General features: G+C 42.9%; 14 protein-coding genes. 13 read left to right on the top strand and 1 reads right to left on the bottom strand.

Annotated features, from left to right (window positions below; genetic code table 11):
• Position 1 precedes the first annotated feature (1 nt).
• The 13 genes from H6A12_RS06665 (at position 2) to H6A12_RS06605 (ending at position 17,434) form a co-directional block, all read left to right on the top strand.
• Complete coding sequence (locus H6A12_RS06665) at positions 2–3,256, top strand: C-terminal helicase domain-containing protein (RefSeq protein WP_204446135.1); 3,255 nt, start codon at positions 2–4, stop codon at positions 3,254–3,256.
• A gap of 24 nt (positions 3,257–3,280) precedes the next feature.
• The gene (locus H6A12_RS06660) at positions 3,281–3,853 is read left to right on the top strand and encodes a hypothetical protein (RefSeq protein WP_204446132.1); all 573 of its coding nucleotides are present in this window, start codon (positions 3,281–3,283) and stop codon (positions 3,851–3,853) included.
• Between the two features lie 2 nt (positions 3,854–3,855).
• On the top strand, positions 3,856–5,358 hold the full coding sequence (locus H6A12_RS06655) for a DUF2779 domain-containing protein (protein ID WP_207753195.1): 1,503 nt from the start codon (positions 3,856–3,858) through the stop codon (positions 5,356–5,358).
• A 34-nt stretch (positions 5,359–5,392) separates the two neighbouring features.
• The gene (locus H6A12_RS06650) at positions 5,393–6,328 is read left to right on the top strand and encodes a hypothetical protein (protein ID WP_204446129.1); all 936 of its coding nucleotides are present in this window, start codon (positions 5,393–5,395) and stop codon (positions 6,326–6,328) included.
• 38 nt (positions 6,329–6,366) lie between these two features.
• On the top strand, positions 6,367–8,475 hold the full coding sequence (locus tag H6A12_RS06645; RefSeq protein ID WP_204446127.1) for a hypothetical protein: 2,109 nt from the start codon (positions 6,367–6,369) through the stop codon (positions 8,473–8,475).
• 78 nt (positions 8,476–8,553) lie between these two features.
• Positions 8,554–9,792 carry a WYL domain-containing protein gene (locus tag H6A12_RS06640; RefSeq protein ID WP_204446125.1) on the top strand — a complete coding sequence of 413 codons (1,239 nt, stop codon included), beginning with the start codon at positions 8,554–8,556 and terminating at the stop codon, positions 9,790–9,792.
• Complete coding sequence (locus H6A12_RS06635; RefSeq protein WP_204446123.1) at positions 9,789–10,697, top strand: WYL domain-containing protein; 909 nt, start codon at positions 9,789–9,791, stop codon at positions 10,695–10,697. Before H6A12_RS06640 ends, H6A12_RS06635 begins: the two co-directional genes overlap by 4 nt.
• A 600-nt stretch (positions 10,698–11,297) precedes the next feature.
• A complete protein-coding gene (locus H6A12_RS06630; RefSeq protein WP_204446121.1) occupies positions 11,298–12,506 on the top strand; it encodes an RtcB family protein in 1,209 nt (402 codons plus the stop codon).
• Between the two features lie 36 nt (positions 12,507–12,542).
• On the top strand, positions 12,543–14,012 hold the full coding sequence (locus H6A12_RS06625; protein WP_204446119.1) for a DUF2828 family protein: 1,470 nt from the start codon (positions 12,543–12,545) through the stop codon (positions 14,010–14,012).
• A 223-nt stretch (positions 14,013–14,235) separates the two neighbouring features.
• On the top strand, positions 14,236–14,766 hold the full coding sequence (locus H6A12_RS06620; protein ID WP_430623630.1) for a LexA family protein: 531 nt from the start codon (positions 14,236–14,238) through the stop codon (positions 14,764–14,766).
• A gap of 628 nt (positions 14,767–15,394) precedes the next feature.
• Positions 15,395–15,919, top strand: a complete 525-nt coding sequence (locus tag H6A12_RS06615; RefSeq protein ID WP_204446114.1) for a hypothetical protein — start codon at positions 15,395–15,397, stop codon at positions 15,917–15,919.
• Between the two features lie 74 nt (positions 15,920–15,993).
• Entirely contained in the window at positions 15,994–16,530 is a 537-nt protein-coding gene (locus tag H6A12_RS06610; RefSeq protein ID WP_204446112.1) for a type II toxin-antitoxin system PemK/MazF family toxin, read from the top strand.
• 724 nt (positions 16,531–17,254) lie between these two features.
• On the top strand, positions 17,255–17,434 hold the full coding sequence (locus H6A12_RS06605; protein ID WP_204446109.1) for a hypothetical protein: 180 nt from the start codon (positions 17,255–17,257) through the stop codon (positions 17,432–17,434).
• Positions 17,435–17,489: 55 nt separating this feature from the next.
• On the opposite strand, the gene H6A12_RS06600 is transcribed toward H6A12_RS06605, so the two are convergent.
• The gene (locus H6A12_RS06600; protein ID WP_204446107.1) at positions 17,490–17,963 is read right to left on the bottom strand and encodes a DUF3021 domain-containing protein; all 474 of its coding nucleotides are present in this window, start codon (positions 17,961–17,963) and stop codon (positions 17,490–17,492) included.
• Positions 17,964–17,965: the final 2 nt, after the last annotated feature.

Here is a 17,965-nt window from a genome sequence, read left to right as displayed (position 1 = left end):
AATGGCAAAGTTCAATATAGATACAGTTGAAGCCATGACCATGCACGGTCTGAAGGACTTCCAACGAAAAACCGTTGAACGCATTGATTATCTGTTCCGTAATGGTCAAAACCGTGTGCTGATTGCGGACGAAGTCGGCATGGGTAAAACCTTGATTGCAAGAGGCGCAATCGTTAAGACTGCCCGTGTAAGATTAGAAGAAGGCGATGACCTGTTAAAGGTTGTGTATATTTGTTCCAATACCAGTATCGCTAATCAGAATATTCAAAAGCTGAAGGTTTCCACGACAGCAAGAATTGAGGGTGTTTCCGATACTCGTTTGTCGATGCTTCACCTTAAAATTGCCGAGCAGGAATCTGACGAATCATTGCGCGATGGTTTTATTCAGCTCATTCCGCTAACTCCAGGCACCTCCTTCCAGATGACTAATGGCGGCGGTACTGTCAGTGAGAGAGCACTGATGTATGCAATCCTAACTCGCATTCCTGAAATAGCAGAATACAAAGATGAGCTTGAGCAGCTGCTTATTTATTTTGCTGAGGGAGCCTGGACGGGCTGGGCTAAAGACTGGTATGAGGGTAAAGTTGCCGCTTGTTCCAACAAAACACACGGCACATATCCCGCATCGGTTATAGAGAAAATATATGAATATGATCGTGAACGGCCAATCTTAGAGATTTTAGTGGAGCATTTATCAAAGCGTTCCTCTGGAACCTCACCGTATAGAGACGGCGTAATTCTGAACAATTTGCGTGTAATGTTTGCCAGGATCAGTACCGGCATGTTGAATCCTGATCTCGTTATTATGGATGAGTTCCAGAGATTCAAATTTCTGCTGAACTCTAACCAAGAATCTGAAACTGGTATTCTGGCACAGAAGTTTTTAGGTGGTGGCGAAACAAGAATTCTTTTGCTTTCAGCAACTCCGTATAAACTGTATTCAACACTGGAAGAAATCGACGAAGCTCAAGTGGATGAACACTATGCAGAGTTTTTACAGGTTATGGATTTCTTGTTTGCGGGGCATACTGGTGAGTTCCATCGGGTTTGGTCCGACTATTCTATTGCATTACATGAAATGAGCGTCGGTAACACCGCGATTATTAAGGTAAAGAACACAGCTGAAGAAGCAATGTATTCCGGCGTTTGTCGTACAGAGAGAATATCTGTTATGGATTCTGGCGACTACACGGATGACAGCAGTGTAAAACACCCATTGGTTGTAACCGAGATGGATATTGCATCCTATCTTGCTGCCGGCAATCTGCTCAAAGAGATTGATGCCGGATATTCTTTGCCGCTTGATTATGTGAAAAGCTGTCCGTATCTTATGTCCTTTATGCGTAGCTACAAAATCAAGCAGAATATTGAAAAGTATTTCAAAGCGCATCCAGATGAAATTGATGTAGCCAGAAATGATTTGCTTTGGGTGAATCCAAATCGTGTAAACGATTATCAGAAATTACCGGCGACAAATGCCCGGTTAGAGAGCTTGAAGGAAGTTGCTTTTGAAGGTGGATCCGAGTTATATCTTTGGGTTCCACCAAGTAAGCCGTATTACGCGCTGCAAGGTGCGTATAGAAATAGCGAGAATTTTTCAAAGATTCTCGTATTCTCTGCATGGGAAATGGTTCCGAGAATGATCGGTTCCATGATCTCCTACGAAGCAGAACGCAGAACTGTTGGTCGTTTAGGAAAACAGGCTAAAAATGTAGATCGAAAGAATCTGCGTTACAACGCTAAATATCGTTATCCTTATCACCGCTTACAGTTTACTCTGTCCAGCGGAGAGCCTCAGCGCATGAGTTTGTTTGCATTGCTTTATCCTTCTGCTACTCTTGCTGCTTTGTATAGCCCTGTGGCAACGATGAACGCGCAGCTTACATTGGCAGACATAGAGCGACAGATTAAAGCGGAGCTTCGTAATAAGGTTGATGAATTGAAGAGGTTCCAAAAAACTACTACTGGCCCTGAAGACGCTAAGTGGTACTATCTTGCACCGATGCTTATGGACGGTAGCACATATGTTACCTCCTGGTTCACGGCGCTTGAGGAATCTATGAATGATACAGATGGTGATGTAGAAGACGCCATTAGTAGTGACAGGGGCAACAAAGCGTTCCTTGCGCACATGGAGAGACTCAAGTATTTTGTTGGTTTGGGCGAAGATCTCGAACTTGGCAAAATGCCTGACGATTTGATTTCCACTTTGACAGATATGGTGCTGGGATCTCCCGCTGTATGTATTTACCGTGCTAATGGCGGCAATGTAGCCTATGCCACTTCTTTGGCTAAAGTATTCGTTAATTACTTTAACACTACTGAAGCGACGGCTATTGTGGAACTGGCTGCTGACCAGTACCATGCAAAGAAAGCGGACGATAATACTCATTGGCAGGATGTATTGCTGTACTGCAAAGATGGTTGCTTCCAGGCTATGTTTGATGAATATATGCACTTGATTCGTGAAGGCGTAAGCTTTTCGGATGAAGCGACTCGTGCAGGTAAAGTGCAGAACATTATGCTGAACGATCTGCGCATACATACGGCATCTTATGAGGTTGATACTTTCAGTTCATTCCGTAGCCGAGTTAATGGAGAGCGCAAGCGCAATCTTATGCGTGCTCATTATGCGGTCGGCTTCATTACAGATGGTGACAATGCGAAAAAAGCAGATCGGAAGAATAGCATTCGCGGTGCCTTTAACAGTCCGCTGAGGCCGTTTGTTTTGGCATCTACCTCTATCGGCCAGGAAGGATTGGACTTCCACAATTATTGTCGGAAAATTATGCACTGGAACCTTCCGAGCAACCCGATTGATCTGGAACAAAGAGAAGGTCGAATTAACCGCTTTAAGTGCTTAGCAATTCGACAGAATGTTGCCCGTAAATACGGCAATATAGACTTTGAGTCGGATATATGGGCGGAAATGTTTGACGCAGCACATGCTGAAAAGAAGCCTGGCCAGTCGGATCTCGTTCCCTTCTGGTGTTTCGGTGAAAACCAAGAAGTAAAGATTGAGCGTATTGTCCCGATGTATCCAATGAGCAAAGACGGTATTTCATATGAGAGACTAATCAAAATTCTATCGCTGTATCGTTTAACCTTGGGACAAGCTCGTCAAGAAGAATTGCTGGAATATATTTTCCGTGAATATGAGGATCCGGCAGAGCTGAAAAAACTATTTATTGATCTTAGTCCGTTTTCAAAAAGCACTGTGACGGACGGAGAAAATTCGTGTGTAAGTGAAGAATGACAATCGGCTTAGGAGGTGATTTCATTGCCATACATACCAAAAGAACACGAAAAATATAATCTATTACCCCTCTGCAGGAAGGATGGCGGTGAAGTCTTTGATTATCCTTCAAAACTGATATATGAAGCAGAACAGCTGCTTGGTTCTTCGGTTGGTTTGTTTCCGTATAACTTCGATAGCTACGAAGATTATTTTGCCTCTGTTGATGGTCTGATTAGAGACAATTCAGAAAATCCTGAAATCGTTTCTAAACTATCCGAGGTTCGCGAAATGGTTTGGAAAATGAACCAAAAAGAAGAATGGTCAATACTAAGGTATATTGGACCATCTGATGATGGGCCTTGCGGATTAACTAATGGTAAGCTTTATTATTGGCCTACGAGAAAAGAGAATCCCGTTTACTGTGGAGTTGTTGACGACGAAGAGTTCACTGCGTATCTATATCCTACAGAAAAATCGTTGTGGGAGATTGTTGAAGACCCTACAGGGATGGCCTACCAAACAATCTATAATCGTGGCAAGGGTTATCTTTCTCAAGCAGAGCACGATGACTTTATGGAACAAATCAGAAAACAATTTGGAAACACGGAGGAATAATAATGGCACTGTACCTTTCAAAATCAAAATACTGTTCGGCTGTACAGTGTCCTAAAATGCTGTGGCTGAAAAAGAATAAGCCTGAAGAGTTCGATGATTCTGTGATGAATGAGGCGATTTTGGAAACCGGTAATGAGGTTGGAGATTTAGCTATGGGCCTCTTTGGCGACTTTGTTGAGGTGCCTTTTGGCGATTTGGGTGAAATGCTCAGAATAACCAAGGAACTCATAACTGCTGGTGAGAAAATCATCGCTGAAGCCTCATTCTCCTATAATGGACTGTTCTGCAGTGTAGATATTTTGAAGAATCAAGGCGACAACCAAGTGGAAATTTACGAAGTCAAAAGTTCGACTTCAGTAAAAGATATCTACTATGATGACGCAGCATATCAGTGCTATGTTCTCACTAAGCTCGGATATAAAGTTAATCGTGTATGTATTGTACATATTGACAATCATTACGAACGATTTGGTGAACTGGATATTCACAAGCTGTTCCATACTGAAGATATTTCTTCTGATGTGTTTGCGCTGCAGCCTGATGTGGAACAAAACCTAAAGAATCTTGAGAAGTATATGCAGCAAAAGCAAGAACCGTGTGACGGGATAGGTACACATTGCTTTTCTCCGTATGAGTGTGGCTTTTTCGGTTATTGTACGAGAGAACTGCCCAAGCCCAATATTTTTGATGTGGCTGGAGCAAGACTATCAACGAAGTTCAAATGCTACGAAAAAGGATTGATCTCGTTTGAGGATTTGAATACATGCGATGCGCTGTCTGCTGGACAGTATAAGCAAATAGAGCATGAACTGTATAACTATCCTCCATATATAGATCAGGTTGCTATAAGAAAGTTTTTGGAGACACTTTCTTATCCTATTTATTTTTTGGACTTTGAATCATTCCAACCGGCTGTTCCTTTGTACGATCATTCTAAACCATTTGAACAGATTGTTTTCCAATACTCTTTACACTATATTGAACATGAAGGTGGAGAATTAAAACACACGGAGCATTTGGCATATCCCGGTGTAGATCCACGCAGAGCTTTGGCTGAACAACTGTGTCGGGACATCCCATTAGATGTATGCACAACCGCGTATAATATGGGATTTGAAAAAGGGCGTATCAAGGGCTTGGCAGAGTTGTATCCGGATCTGGCTGAGCATTTGATGAATATCCACGATAACATTCAGGACTTGATGATTCCGTTCCAAAAGAAATACTACTATAGCAAGGCGATGCAAGGGTCTTATTCTATCAAGTATGTATTACCGGCGTTGTTTCCGGATGATCCTTCTTTGGATTATCATAACTTGGAAGGTGTGCATAACGGAGGCGAGGCTTCTGCAACATTTAAGAAAATGGCAACAATGACTCCAGAGGAACTTGAGGAATACAGAAAGTATCTATTGAAGTATTGTGGGCTTGACACTTTTGCGATGGTTAAGGTATGGGAAAAACTCAACGAGGTTTCTGGATATAACCTCAAGAAAACATGGTGAATTGTAAGCCAAGACGAAACTGGAGACGCATTGTATGATTGAACAAATAAAATCGCTATCTTATGAAGATATCAAAAGTAAATATGGTGCATATTTGGAGTCGTTAGATATATCAAAAAACACACGGTATACGGCGTGCACAGATGCCTTTTATCTTTGGCGTAAACGCGGGAAAGAGGCGTTTTGGGAAGTGGTATTATCAGATGATTTTGAGGCTGTATGCAAAAAAGAACTGACTGCAATCTTGACTTCTGAGACTGCTGCTGCCAGTTCAGTGAGTTCATATGTATCGCATTTGCGGAGATTTAGGAAATTTATCTATGAGGGATCTCCGAACGATACCACTATCAAGCCGAGCCAAGTAAAGTCATCCGTAAAAAGGAAAAGTGCAAAGCAAATACCGGTACCATGTGAGAATGAAGTCAGGCGCTATCTTGCAAGATGGGACACCTTGGAAAATTATCGCTTGCAAGAGGATGCCTTGAATAAATTGTTTTTTGAACTGTGCCCTGAAAACAATGATATCGTAAGTGTTTTGTTGAAGTGTTCAACGCTCAACGATTTTTATAGCACAAATATTTTTTCAATATATCCCGTTGCTAAGCATATTTTGTCCTTGGATATTGACGAGCGCTTAAAGGCGGGAGATGTTACATTGGTCCGAGATATACAGTTCATTGAGATATCCGGGAAACAACGAAATTTTTATTCCTTTGCCACAAAGTATTGTAGCCACCACAATCCAGTTGATTATCCCATTTACGATTCATATGTAGATGCGGTTTTGAGATATTTTCAAAAAACAGATGGGTTTATGGAATTCTCACAAACTGATTTGAAGGATTATGCCGGTTTCAAAAGTATTTTGGAGGGCTTTCAAAAGCAATACAAATTGGAGCCGTTTTCGCTAAAGCAAATTGACCAATATATATGGCAATTGGGAAAGGAGTTCTTTCCTAAGAAGTATTAAGCAAGACAGCATTGCAACGGCGAAGAGGAGATTATCCTATGGAGAAAAAAGATTTTACAAATTTCTTTGATAAGGCAAAGAAAGCAACAGTGGATGCGGCGCAAGCTATTGCTGATACTGCTGTTTCGGTGGCTGGTAAAACTCAAGCGGCAGTGCTTGAGACAACAACGAAAATCAAAGACGATATACAAGAAAAGAAGGACGCCGAAGCTCAAGTTCGAAAGGCAGAACTTGAAGTGATCCTTGACGAATTACAAGGTACATATGCCCCGACGATGCTAAGCACACTTTGCGAGTCACCCATTGCATTGACAAAGGTAAATATTCAGCGTATGCGTGAACTTTTCCCAATTCCAGTTGAGCAGCGCATAATTTGGGCTGATGCAGAGTTTGACCTTCGCCCAAGCGGCATCGTTTGCACAGATGTGGGTGTGTTTATCAAAACTAATGTAGGCGTGTGGGAAAAGAAGCCTAAAAAGAAAGAAACATCGGAGCAAAACAAATCGGTTCTTTTCTATTATAGATGGGAAGATTTCGATCCCGCATGGTTCATTAGCAACAATCCAAAAGAAAACCGTGTGCTTATGGTGGAAAAGCAATGTACGGAACACTTTATTGCAGGTTGTCGTGCACTTGCGACGCAAGCTGCAGAGCGTGAGTTGGAATTGAGTGAGTCTGTGTTTTCGATGAGTGATGGTGAAATCGAAACAATTTTGGCTAAAACTGTTCCAACTGGTGTGGCAGCTTTGCAATCTGCGCAGTCTGCAGTTTTTGTAGAGCAGAAAGCAAGTATCAATACTCCGGCTGGGCATGGTGAAATGGCTGAAGAGGCAATCACTTTAGCTGATCGCTTTTTGGGCCTTGATGCAACCGTCGTAGGCCGCGATAATGCAAAAGATGGTGCTGACCGCGTAGTCAACGAAATCTTTATTCAAACGAAATATTATAATTCGGCGCGAGGATCTTTAGAAGCATGTTTCCGTCCCGAAGACGGTATGTACCGCTATATGAAGGATGGACAACCAATGCAGCTTGAGGTGCCGAAGGATCAGTATGAACGAGTTCTTCAAGGCTTCGAACGAAAAATAGAGCAAGGTAAAGTTCCTGGTGTAACGGATCCGAAGGAAGCAAGAAAAATTGTTCGAAAAGGTCGGTTGACTTATAATCAGGCAGTAAATCTCACTAAGCCGGGAACAATAGAATCTCTAACATATGATGCAATGACTGGTGCAGTCATGTGCTCGTGTGCTTTTGGCATAACCTTTGTAGCGACAGTTTTTCTCACATGGCGTAAGACTGGAGATATCAAGCAAGCTGTAAAAGCAGGTATGTCTGCAGGTATTCAAGTGTTTGGCATATCCTTTGTACAACACATGGTTGTATCCCAAATCGCCAGAACTGGTCTTGCGAATGCACTACTTGCTCCGAGTCAGTATGTTGTAGGTAAGCTTGGATACCAGGCTTCCGCAACGATTGTAAATGGTATTAGAGCTTTGTCTGGAAAAGGTGCGATATATGGAGCTGCGGCATCAAAACACCTTGCCAAGATTTTAAGAAGTAATGTAATTACATCTGCTCTGACATTTGCTGTGTTCTCCATTCCTGAGACATATAATCTTGCATCCAAAAAGATTTCGGCTGCACAATATACAAAGAACATGACAGTTTTACTTGGGTCTATTGCTGGTGGTGCAGGTGGAGCTGTTGTGGCAGGAATTGCGGCGGCAAAGATTGCAGGAGCCGCAGGAACGGCTGTTGCGCCTGGCGTCGGTACTGCTGTTGGTATCGCTGGCGGCTTTGTGGGCGGCGTAGTTGGAGCAAAAGCGGTAGATGTCGTTGGTGACATTCTCCACGAAGACGATGTCGAGATTCTTGGTCGTTTATTCAATGCCGTTGTTTCCTGCATGATAGGAGAATATCTTCTTGACGCAGAAGAAATGGACAAGTTGATGGGGGCCCTGGATAAGGTTCCTCAAAAAGATTTCAAGTCTGTATTTGGCAATATCATTAAAGCGGAAGAGCAGGAAAATGTTATTCGTGACTTCCTTCGCTCGCGCTTCGAAGAGATAACTTCTGCGAGAGAAGTATTTGCATTGCCTTCTGGAGAGACAATTTTGGAATCCCTTATGGAAGAGTGCGTGGAATAACAATACTTCGCAATCTTTTTTCCGTGAATCAGAATGAAGAAAAATATATAATTGATTATCATGAAAGGAGTGTGTCATATGGCTTATAACGAACTCATTAAAAACTTTGAAAAAGTCAGAGCTTATATGCGTGAGTTTTATGTGTATGGCTTTAAGAGCAGAACAGAATATGACGCTAAAAGTGCACGCTCCTATGATGACGAGCGCCGTAGGCTTGAAAGCTGGTTAGGAGATTACATGCGGTTTACTCAAACACCGGAAGGAAAAAATGTTTTCTTATCGGTTGATAGTCGAGTAACCCGAAAAAATCCTTTTTATAAGGCTTGGAAGGCAAAAAGCTTCACGGACGGAGATATTACGCTGCATTTTGCAATTTTTGATATTCTTCATGATCCTGAAATAAAGAAAACACTCACGGAGTTAATTGAGGAGATCGACGAGCTTCTATCCTCCTCCGTAACTTTTGATGAGTCAACACTGAGAAAAAAACTCAAGGAATACGCTGAAGAAGGCATTATTCAAATTGAAAAGGAAGGCCGAAAGGTCCTGTACAGCAGAACTCCGGATACGGACATTACTGCATTGAATGATGTGATTGACTTTTTCAGCGAGGTGGCTCCATGTGGCGTCGTCGGCTCGTTCTTGCAGGACAAGCAACAAGAACATCCTGAACTGTTCTCCTTTAAGCACCACTACATAACTCAGGCAATGGATAGCGATGTAATGGCTACACTGTTTGAGGCAATTCGTGGTCATCGATACATCACCATTGATAATTTGGGTAAACATTCAAATGAGGTTAGAACTGTTCGGTTAGTTCCACTCAAGATCTACATAAGTGCTCAAAATGGAAGGCAGAATCTTCTGGCGTTTCACGAAAAGGCTAATCGACTGAATTCCTATCGTGTGGACTATATGTCAAACATCAGAATTGAAGATGAGATTTGTGAAAAGTTTGATGCACTGCGTGACGCGCTTGGCAAGGTTGAAGCACATATGTGGGGCGTAAACTGCAAATGGAATATCAAGCATGTAGAGCATGTCGAGTTTGAGATAAAGATCGAAGACGATGAGCAGTTCATTGTTCACCGGCTGGAGAGAGAAAAACGCTGCGGTCGAGTTGAAAAAATTGATGAGAACCATTACCGGTATATTGCAGAGGTGTTCGATACGACGGAGATGCTTCCTTGGATACGGACATTCATCTCCCGCATTACGAGAATGAACTTCTCAAATCGAACTGCTGAAAATAAATTCAAAGCTGATATTCAGGAAATGTACCGGATGTATGGAATTGACGGAGGTGACGCACAATGATATTCAGTGAGTTATACTCTGTCTACTACAATACGGTCGCAAAAATTATTGAGGTAGCATTCAATCCAGAGGCAACCGAGAAGGATTTGCAGCGTTGCGTTATGGAAGAGGCGTTCTCTGAGAGCGTTCTGACCATTCTTCCGGCGCTGAAATCTGGAAAGTGGCCGTTGCTTAATGAGGACCTTTCCCCGGCCCTGTTGCACAAGCCCACAATGCCCCTGACAAATCTGGAAAAGAGATGGTTGAAGGCAATATCAGAAGATCCCCGTGTTAAACTGTTTGGCGTTGATTTTCCTGATCTTGACGATGTTGAGCCACTCTTCACAAGGGATGACTATAAAATCTACGACCAATACAGTGATGGAGATCCTTTTGAAGACGAGAAATACATAAAGCATTTCAGACTGATGTTTTCCGCTATACGGAATAATCGACCTGTTCGAATTACAATGGTGAATCGTCACGGGAAGGAAGTGTGGGTCCGTTTTTATCCAAAGGGATTTGAGTATTCGGTAAAGGACGACAAGATCCGCATATTGGCGACCGGGTGTAAGTTTAAGCAATTTAATCTTGGAAGAGTTGTAAACTGCGACTTCTATAATGGGTATGGCCCGTGGCGCGAGAAACCGCAGGTAGAGCGCCGGAAGGATCTCACCTTGCTGATAACGGATCAGCGCAATGCTCTGGAAAGAGCCATGTTGCATTTTGCCCATTTTGAGAAGCAAGCAGAACGCACAGGCGATGACAAGTACATCCTTCGCCTAAAATATTACGAAAACGACGAGACCGAGATTGTAATTCGTGTGTTGTCATTTGGTCCGTATATCAAGGTTTTGGAGCCACAAAGCTTCGTAAATTTGATAAAAGAACGGTTAATTTCTCAAAAAAGCTGTGAACTCAAGTGAGTTCGCAGCTTTTTTTCCGTGAAAATACAGTTCGCTGTTCGTATAATATAATCGTAAGGTGCAAACAGCAATGTCTTTAGGAAAAAAGAATTGTACTTTTTGATCCACCGGGCTCATACCCCGTGTTAAGTGCACCTTGTAAGGAAAGATGCATACAGCAACCAAAAGTCGATTATGACGCGCTTCTCTACGAGTTTGCGCGATGGTTTGCCGAAAGGCTGCATCTTGAAAAGGCACCAACAGCAACGACGAATAGCTAAGTGGTTATAGCAGGTGGCTAAAAATCACCGTTCGCGGGTCCGAATCCCACTTCAAATGGTGCCTTGAATTTGTTAAAGACGCGAACAGCGATTACATATCTTATATTACTGAAACATTGGCCAGATAACTGGCGCTTGCTTTCGGGGCAAGAGTCGGTGGGGTGAAAGTCCTCACATGTATCAAAAGAGTGCGTCTTGTATAAAGGCATCTACAGCAATGAAGTGGTACGATCTGACGGAGCTGGCACCTGTCGAGAGCAGGAACGTTAAGCACTGACTTACGATTTTACGGGTTCAAGTCCCGGTGATGCCTTGTTACTAAAAAGAAAGGAGTAGCACAATGATTGAAATCAAAGGAAAGGTAAATACAGCTATCTGTTATGCAACAGTCGTAGAGGACGAAGCTATCGAACAGATCCGCAGAATGTGTGACCATGAGTTTACAGCTGGATCTCAAATACGGATTATGCCCGATGTACATGCTGGCAAGGGATGCACTATCGGCACCACAATGACGATCACCGATAAAGTGGTACCGAATATTGTCGGCGTCGATATTGGCTGCGGAATGTACACGGTGGAACTGGGTAAAGTAGAAATTGATTTCGAGAAGGTAGACGCTGCTGCTCATTATATTCCCAGCGGAAGGAATGTTTGGAAAGGGCGCATGGAGCGTTTTGATCTGACCGGCCTTCACTGTTATAGAAATCTGAAGCAAGCAAAGCGCTTGGAGAGAAGCTTGGGTACACTGGGCGGAGGAAACCATTTTATCGAAATTGATGTTGCTTCGGACGGCACAAAGTATTTGGTTATCCATTCTGGTAGCCGCAACCTGGGAAAGCAGGTAGCAGAGCTCTATCAGTCCTTAGCAATCGACTTAAATGCCGGTAAGGCAGATTACTTTGAGCGCCGAGATGAGTTAATCCGTACATATAAGGAGCAAGGCCGTAGAGCTGAGATCCAGGCTGCATTGAAGGCAATGGAGAAAGAATGGGCCGCTAAAGAGCCGACAATCCCCGCAGACCTTTGCTATCTGTACGGCACCTATTTAGAGGACTACCTTCACGATGTAGAAATTTGTCAGCAATTTGCAAGGCGTAGCCGTGAAAAAATGGCGGAAATCATTTTGGAGAAGACCGGGATGACCGCGCTTTCTTCTTTTCACACCATCCACAACTACATTGATACGAAGGAAATGATTCTTCGCAAGGGTTCTATTGCGGCCCATGACGGAGAGCTTGTCTTGATTCCTATTAACATGCGAGACGGTAGTGTGTTGGCTCATGGTAAAGGAAATCCGGAATGGAATCTCTCTGCACCGCATGGTGCCGGTCGCCTTATGTCTCGTACAAAGGCAAGAGAAACGCTGGATTTAGAGGCATATAAAAAGACGATGGAAGGTATCTACACGACATCGGTAAATGAGTCTACTATCGACGAAGCGCCGATGGCCTACAAGTCGCTGGAAGACATTATCGATGTTATCAGAGAGTCCGTCGATGTTATTGAAATACTAAAACCTATTTATAATTTCAAGGCGTCTGAGTGATAATCGCTCCTGCGCCGTCTGATTGGAGGAATTGAAATGTTAAACCATTTGAAAAATGAGGCTAATATCGCCTACACAGAAAACGGCGCAGTTACCAACGCAAGCACAATGTCTGACTGTCTGGATTTGTTCGCAACAATCGGTGCAATTCGAGCAACTGACGACCAGGAAATCATCAGACGCTTTGTCCGCGCATATGCGGAGGATGCGGATATTGCCATGAAGATTTTGTTCTTCGGACGCGATGTTCGCGGTGGCCTTGGTGAGCGTCGCGTATTCCGCGTTATCATCAACTGGCTGGCTGAGAACAGGGTTGAGTCTCTGCGTAAGAACATCGAGCTGATCCCTGAGTTCGGGCGCTATGACGATTTGGTGTCTTTGCTCGGAACGGCATGTGAAAAGGATGCTTTGCGTACTATTCGAAAGCAACTGGAGTCCGACCTTGCGTCTGACTCAGAGGTCTCCTTGCTGGCCAAATGGCTTCCGTCTGTAAATGCATCAAACGGAGAGACAGTCCGCAAAGCAAAGCGTATCGCTCGTTATCTCGGAATGTCTGATGCAGAATATCGCAAAACCCTTGTAGAGCTGAGAAAGAAGATCCGTATCATAGAGAATAATCTCCGCGAGAAGGACTATTCTTTCGACTACTCTAAGCAGCCTTCCAAGGCCATGTTCAAATACCGGAAAGCCTTCCTGCGTAATGACGGTGAGCGCTATAATGCGTTTTTGGAGGCTGTGAGCAGTGGCGAAAAGCAGCTGCATGCAGATAACCTTGCTCCTTATGAGATCGTCAGATCTGCGCTGAATGCAAACCGGTGGGGCTTTAATGCCCATTTGAGTGCTGGAGAGAAGGCCGCCCTCAATGCGTCCTGGGAGTCACTTCCTAACTTCTGTGATGGTAGAAATGCTTTGGCAGTAGTTGACACATCTGGCTCTATGTACTGCTATGACAACGCGCTTCCGGCGGCTGTAGCGCTGTCTTTGGGATTGTATTTCGGGGAGCGTAATGCTGGTGTCTTCCGTAACCATTTTATCGAGTTTTCTTCCCGGCCTCAGCTTATCGAGATCAAAGGCAAGACCTTTGCCGAGAGGCTGGAGTATCTGTGCACCTTCAACGAGGTAGCGGATACCAATGTGGAAGCAGTCTTCAATCTGATTTTGGATGTGGCTGTGCGCAACAATGTTCCCCAGGAAGAGCTTCCTGCGACTTTGTATTTAATTTCGGATATGGAGTTCAACGCCTGTGTTCGAAATGCATCATTGTCAAATTTTGCCAACGCAAAGCGCAGATTTGCAGAGCATGGATACAAATTACCTCAGATTGTCTTTTGGAATGTTGCAAGCCGGAACAGCAATCAGCCTGTGACCAAAAACGAACAAGGTGTCGCTTTGGTTTCTGGATGTACCCCTCGTTTGTTCTCTATGGTTGCAAGTGGAGAGTTGTCTCCTTATACTCTTATGATGGAAGTCCTAAATTCTGAGCGATATTCAAAAATCTCAGCATAAACCCAATATCATTCGGAGGTGATGCCTATGGGCGTCACCTCTTTTGTCATTTTTGTGAACCCTATTGTTATTTTCGAAAATCTGGGTATAATTAAGTTATCGAGAACGAAGCGTTCCTGATAGAAAGTGAGAGATGATTATGAGATCTAAGAATCCGGAATTGATGAAAGAGATTTGTACCTATGTGAGCGACTACTATCGCATCAAGAGGTCCTCTCCCTCTGTGAGCGAAATTGCTAAAGGAGTCGGCATTGCGAAAACAACGGCCTATCGCTACCTGGTTGAGATGAATGAGCAAGGTATGATTTCTTACGACGGACACACTATTGAGACGCCCCAAATCGATAAGTGTGTTACCGGCTACTTCTCTGCTCCTATAGTAGGATCTATCCATTGTGGTGATCCTGAGACAGAAGAAGAGCATGTCGAGGAATATGTCACACTTCCGGAGTCCATCTTTGGTAAAGGCGAGTTCTATATTCTCCGCGCTTCAGGAGATTCTATGGTAGACGCTGGTATTGAAGATAAAGACCTGGTAGTCATCAAGAAACAGTCAACCGCTTCTGTTGGCGATATCGTTGTTGCGCTGGACGAGGATAACCAAAACACTTTGAAGACTTTTGATGGAATTGACGATGAGTCCGGTTATGCGATCCTCAAATATGAGAACCGCCGTAAATATCGGAACAAGGTAATTCGTGTTCGAGAACTGATCGTACAGGGCGTAGCGAAGCATGTGATAAAGGCACTTTAACAGCTGCATCACATGCGCGGAGAGATAAGACGCACACTATGCAGTAAAGGGGTACAGTACGAAATGACAAAGCATGAAGAATGGGTACCATTCTCATGGCATTGTCCAAATTGTGGAGCTTTGGTCACGGGCTATAAAAATGCACAAGGAACCATAAAGCTTGAATGTGAGCGATGCCGTGTGGTAATGGTTAGAAGTTTTAAGGGTCGCAGACATGACTCTATTGATTTATATGCTCCTACTGGAGCCGAAAGATTATAAGCAACAGAAAATTGAATAAACGGCAAAACGACGGAATGGTTGGGATGAAATAGGCCGCGTAATTCCATCTCCAGGTCACTTGCTTTGAAACACTTCGGTTGTGTTAATCCAGACTTGCGTTAAGCAGACATGAGAGGCCACCGACAAGATAGATTGAGTTTATAGGCTCAGTCTGTCTTGCCGGTGGCTTTTTGTTTTCGGCAAATACAGACCGTCGTGATAAGAGGCTTCCGGCTGAGAAATCAGAAAGGAAGCCTTTTATTATGCGCAAAAGATGGTGGGAAGCCTACCTGGCTAAGTATCCGTAATCTCCGAATTTTTGACTTTCACCCAAATTCAAAAATTCAAATTCAAGGAGATTACGATAATGACAAATCATGAGAATAGAGTGTCTGCTTTTAGAACTGACTGCAGACTTGTAAATATGAAACAGGAATATCCGGGATATACCGGAAAGGCAAAATGGATGCTGGTCTCCTCTCTTCCGGAGTCCGAAGTAATGGAACGATATGCGGATGAACTTAAACCATACATGCCTTTTATCTATGTGACACGAGAAGTGTTTGCACCAATTGCAGAATCGCATCATAACGACCGCAAGCACGAAATCCGCGACGCTAAATTGCGCGATGCGTTTCCTTATGAAGATGGTATGTTTGAAACCTTTCATGAGGAACTTGTTTGTGATCCGTTTTCTGAGCCGGATTGGTCTCTGCTTTATGACGCTATTGACCAGTTGACTGCAGTTCAAAAAGAACGAATTCACAAGAGATTCTTCCTTCAGCTGAATATGGTTGAGATCGCAGCTGAAGAAGGCACCACAAAACAAGCAGTAGAAAAATCCATCAAACTTGCTTTGGCTGCAATTAAAAAATTTATGAACCAGGGTTGACTTTTACCCCTCTGAAATTCGGAATATGTGAAGGGACTTAAATCTCTTCAAAAAAAGATTGCGAGGTTTACATTATGAAAAAGAATTCAGTTAAGAGATTTGAGATCTATTTGTATGATTTCGGTGAGACCACCGGTTCGATTCAGTCAGGGAAAAGGCCTGTGTTGGTTATCCAGGATGATCGCTTCAATGCGCACAGCCCGACTACAATGGTGGCTACGATCACATCGGCCATTAAAAAACAGTATCTCCCTTCTCATGTGGTTTTGGGAGAACAGTTTGGATTAACTAAACCGTCCATGGTCATGATCGAGCAGTCCAGGACGGTCAATCAGGAAGACTTGGGTGCATATATAGGCACAATCACTGAAGATTCACTCAAACGCACATTGGCAAAAGCGATTAAGAAGACCTTTGGCTTATGGAATTATGAGCCAAAAGATACTTCGAGTGTGCGCTGCCTATGTCCTCAATGCATGGAAGCATACAAGTCTTCCGGAAAATATATTGTCCGCCGCTTAGATCCTTTCCAGCGCGAAAAAGACAAGTGTGATCGCTGCGAAAGACCAGGATGGGATTATGTCATAGCTGAGAGGAAAAAGAACAGGTAATCATCTCAAAGGGTGTTGTCCTTCGTGGACAGCACCCTTTTGTTCTGTAACTAATAATTAAACCGTGAGAAAAAGAATGTGCAAATTTCTTGAAAATTAGGGATTTGCACATTTGTCGTCTTGATCTGTTTATAGTATAATGAAGTCGTTCTCAAGGGAAGAAAACGCTTCCGCTTGACAAGACCCTAAATTTGAATACAATAATATGTAACCCCCAAGCCACTGTGTCTGGGATGTGTGGGACGGGTATCATTATTCAGGGTAGAATAGTGCACGAAAGTATTTTCCGTAAAAAAGCACTGTCCGGTACTGAAATGATACCAAAACAGTACAACACACCTTTGAGACATAGGAAATTGGTGGGATTACCCATGGAAAACAGGCCTTTATTGGGAATATACCTTACTTCAGGGACTATATTAAATCCTGATTTGCCGAGTGGGAGTGATCGGAACGGGTTATGAGGTGCCGAAAAACCCAGTGTTTATGCGGGTTTGCGGACATTACCCAAATGGTTAAATTGTTTTTGCAACATTTTTGCAACACCTTGAAAGCAAAAAGTATTTTGCAACAGATGAAATAATGATAAGTGGCTTTGAAGTAAAGCCATAAATACGATCAGGACTTCAACCATAAAAAGTTGGAGTCCTTTTTTATTGTGAGAGGCATAATTGAAATTTTAGTTTCTTTTTTGTATAGTGATGGTAGTCAGGAGGTGTGGCAGATGAAACAAAAAGACTACCATATTTATTTAGATGAACAAGAACGCTGGCAGATTATACAATCTCTTATTGACCTTAAAAACGCTCTTATAGCACAAGGCAGATATACAGACGCAGTAGATGATGTTCTCTGTAAATTCTTCAAAGCAAAGCAGAAGAAGATCAAGGTACAATACCTATAACAAGAGCCTCCCTATCGTAGTGTATGGAGGCTCTTGTTTTGAAATTATGATAGATTTAGTTGTTAGAATCTGTGTTTCTTGTTTCAGATAGCTTCTCATTCATTCTTTTTATATTCTTTTTTCCAATAATGAATTGGACAATCCAAATTACAGCAAAAATCAGAATGAATATACCAAAGTAACTAAGAAATCCGGTAACGCTGTGTTCCATCCAGTACATAAAATAGGCAATAGGCAGCATTATTACAGAGATAATCAGAAAATAAATTCCGGTTTGTTTTACAATACTCCAATCCTCTATTTCCCAAATTACAGAACTGACACTAAATCCTGAACCTAACAGTCCACAGAGAACAGTCTGAATAATGACGGCATTTATTTCATTCCCCATTGCTGTTATGAGATCAGGTACACAAGGAGAGTAATATCCGTTAGCCCATCCGAGAGATATAAGAATCATAATTAAGTTTCCGATGGAAATACCAATAGGGAAACCTATTAAAGCACGATAGAATATTTTCTTTTTCATTT

Origin of the sequence: Merdimmobilis hominis (genome assembly GCF_016901855.1) — a bacterium.
Classification (GTDB): Bacteria; Bacillota; Clostridia; order Oscillospirales; family Ruminococcaceae; genus Paludihabitans.
Note: the sequence above shows the minus strand (reverse complement) of the source record. Positions and strands in the feature narration are given on the sequence as shown.

What these genes read in the sequence shown, in the direction of transcription:
- H6A12_RS06640 (WP_204446125.1), top strand. Translation starts at nt 8,554, where the DNA reads ATGGCTTATAACGAACTCATTAAAAACTTTGAAAAAGTCAGAGCTTAT.
- H6A12_RS06655 (WP_207753195.1), top strand. Translation starts at nt 3,856, where the DNA reads ATGGCACTGTACCTTTCAAAATCAAAATACTGTTCGGCTGTACAGTGT.
- H6A12_RS06645 (WP_204446127.1), top strand. Translation starts at nt 6,367, where the DNA reads ATGGAGAAAAAAGATTTTACAAATTTCTTTGATAAGGCAAAGAAAGCA.
- H6A12_RS06635 (WP_204446123.1), top strand. Translation starts at nt 9,789, where the DNA reads ATGATATTCAGTGAGTTATACTCTGTCTACTACAATACGGTCGCAAAA.
- H6A12_RS06615 (WP_204446114.1), top strand. Translation starts at nt 15,395, where the DNA reads ATGACAAATCATGAGAATAGAGTGTCTGCTTTTAGAACTGACTGCAGA.
- H6A12_RS06630 (WP_204446121.1), top strand. Translation starts at nt 11,298, where the DNA reads ATGATTGAAATCAAAGGAAAGGTAAATACAGCTATCTGTTATGCAACA.
- H6A12_RS06625 (WP_204446119.1), top strand. Translation starts at nt 12,543, where the DNA reads ATGTTAAACCATTTGAAAAATGAGGCTAATATCGCCTACACAGAAAAC.
- H6A12_RS06600 (WP_204446107.1), bottom strand. Translation starts at nt 17,963, where the DNA reads ATGAAAAAGAAAATATTCTATCGTGCTTTAATAGGTTTCCCTATTGGT.
- H6A12_RS06605 (WP_204446109.1), top strand. Translation starts at nt 17,255, where the DNA reads ATGAAACAAAAAGACTACCATATTTATTTAGATGAACAAGAACGCTGG.
- H6A12_RS06610 (WP_204446112.1), top strand. Translation starts at nt 15,994, where the DNA reads ATGAAAAAGAATTCAGTTAAGAGATTTGAGATCTATTTGTATGATTTC.
- H6A12_RS06665 (WP_204446135.1), top strand. Translation starts at nt 2, where the DNA reads ATGGCAAAGTTCAATATAGATACAGTTGAAGCCATGACCATGCACGGT.
- H6A12_RS06650 (WP_204446129.1), top strand. Translation starts at nt 5,393, where the DNA reads ATGATTGAACAAATAAAATCGCTATCTTATGAAGATATCAAAAGTAAA.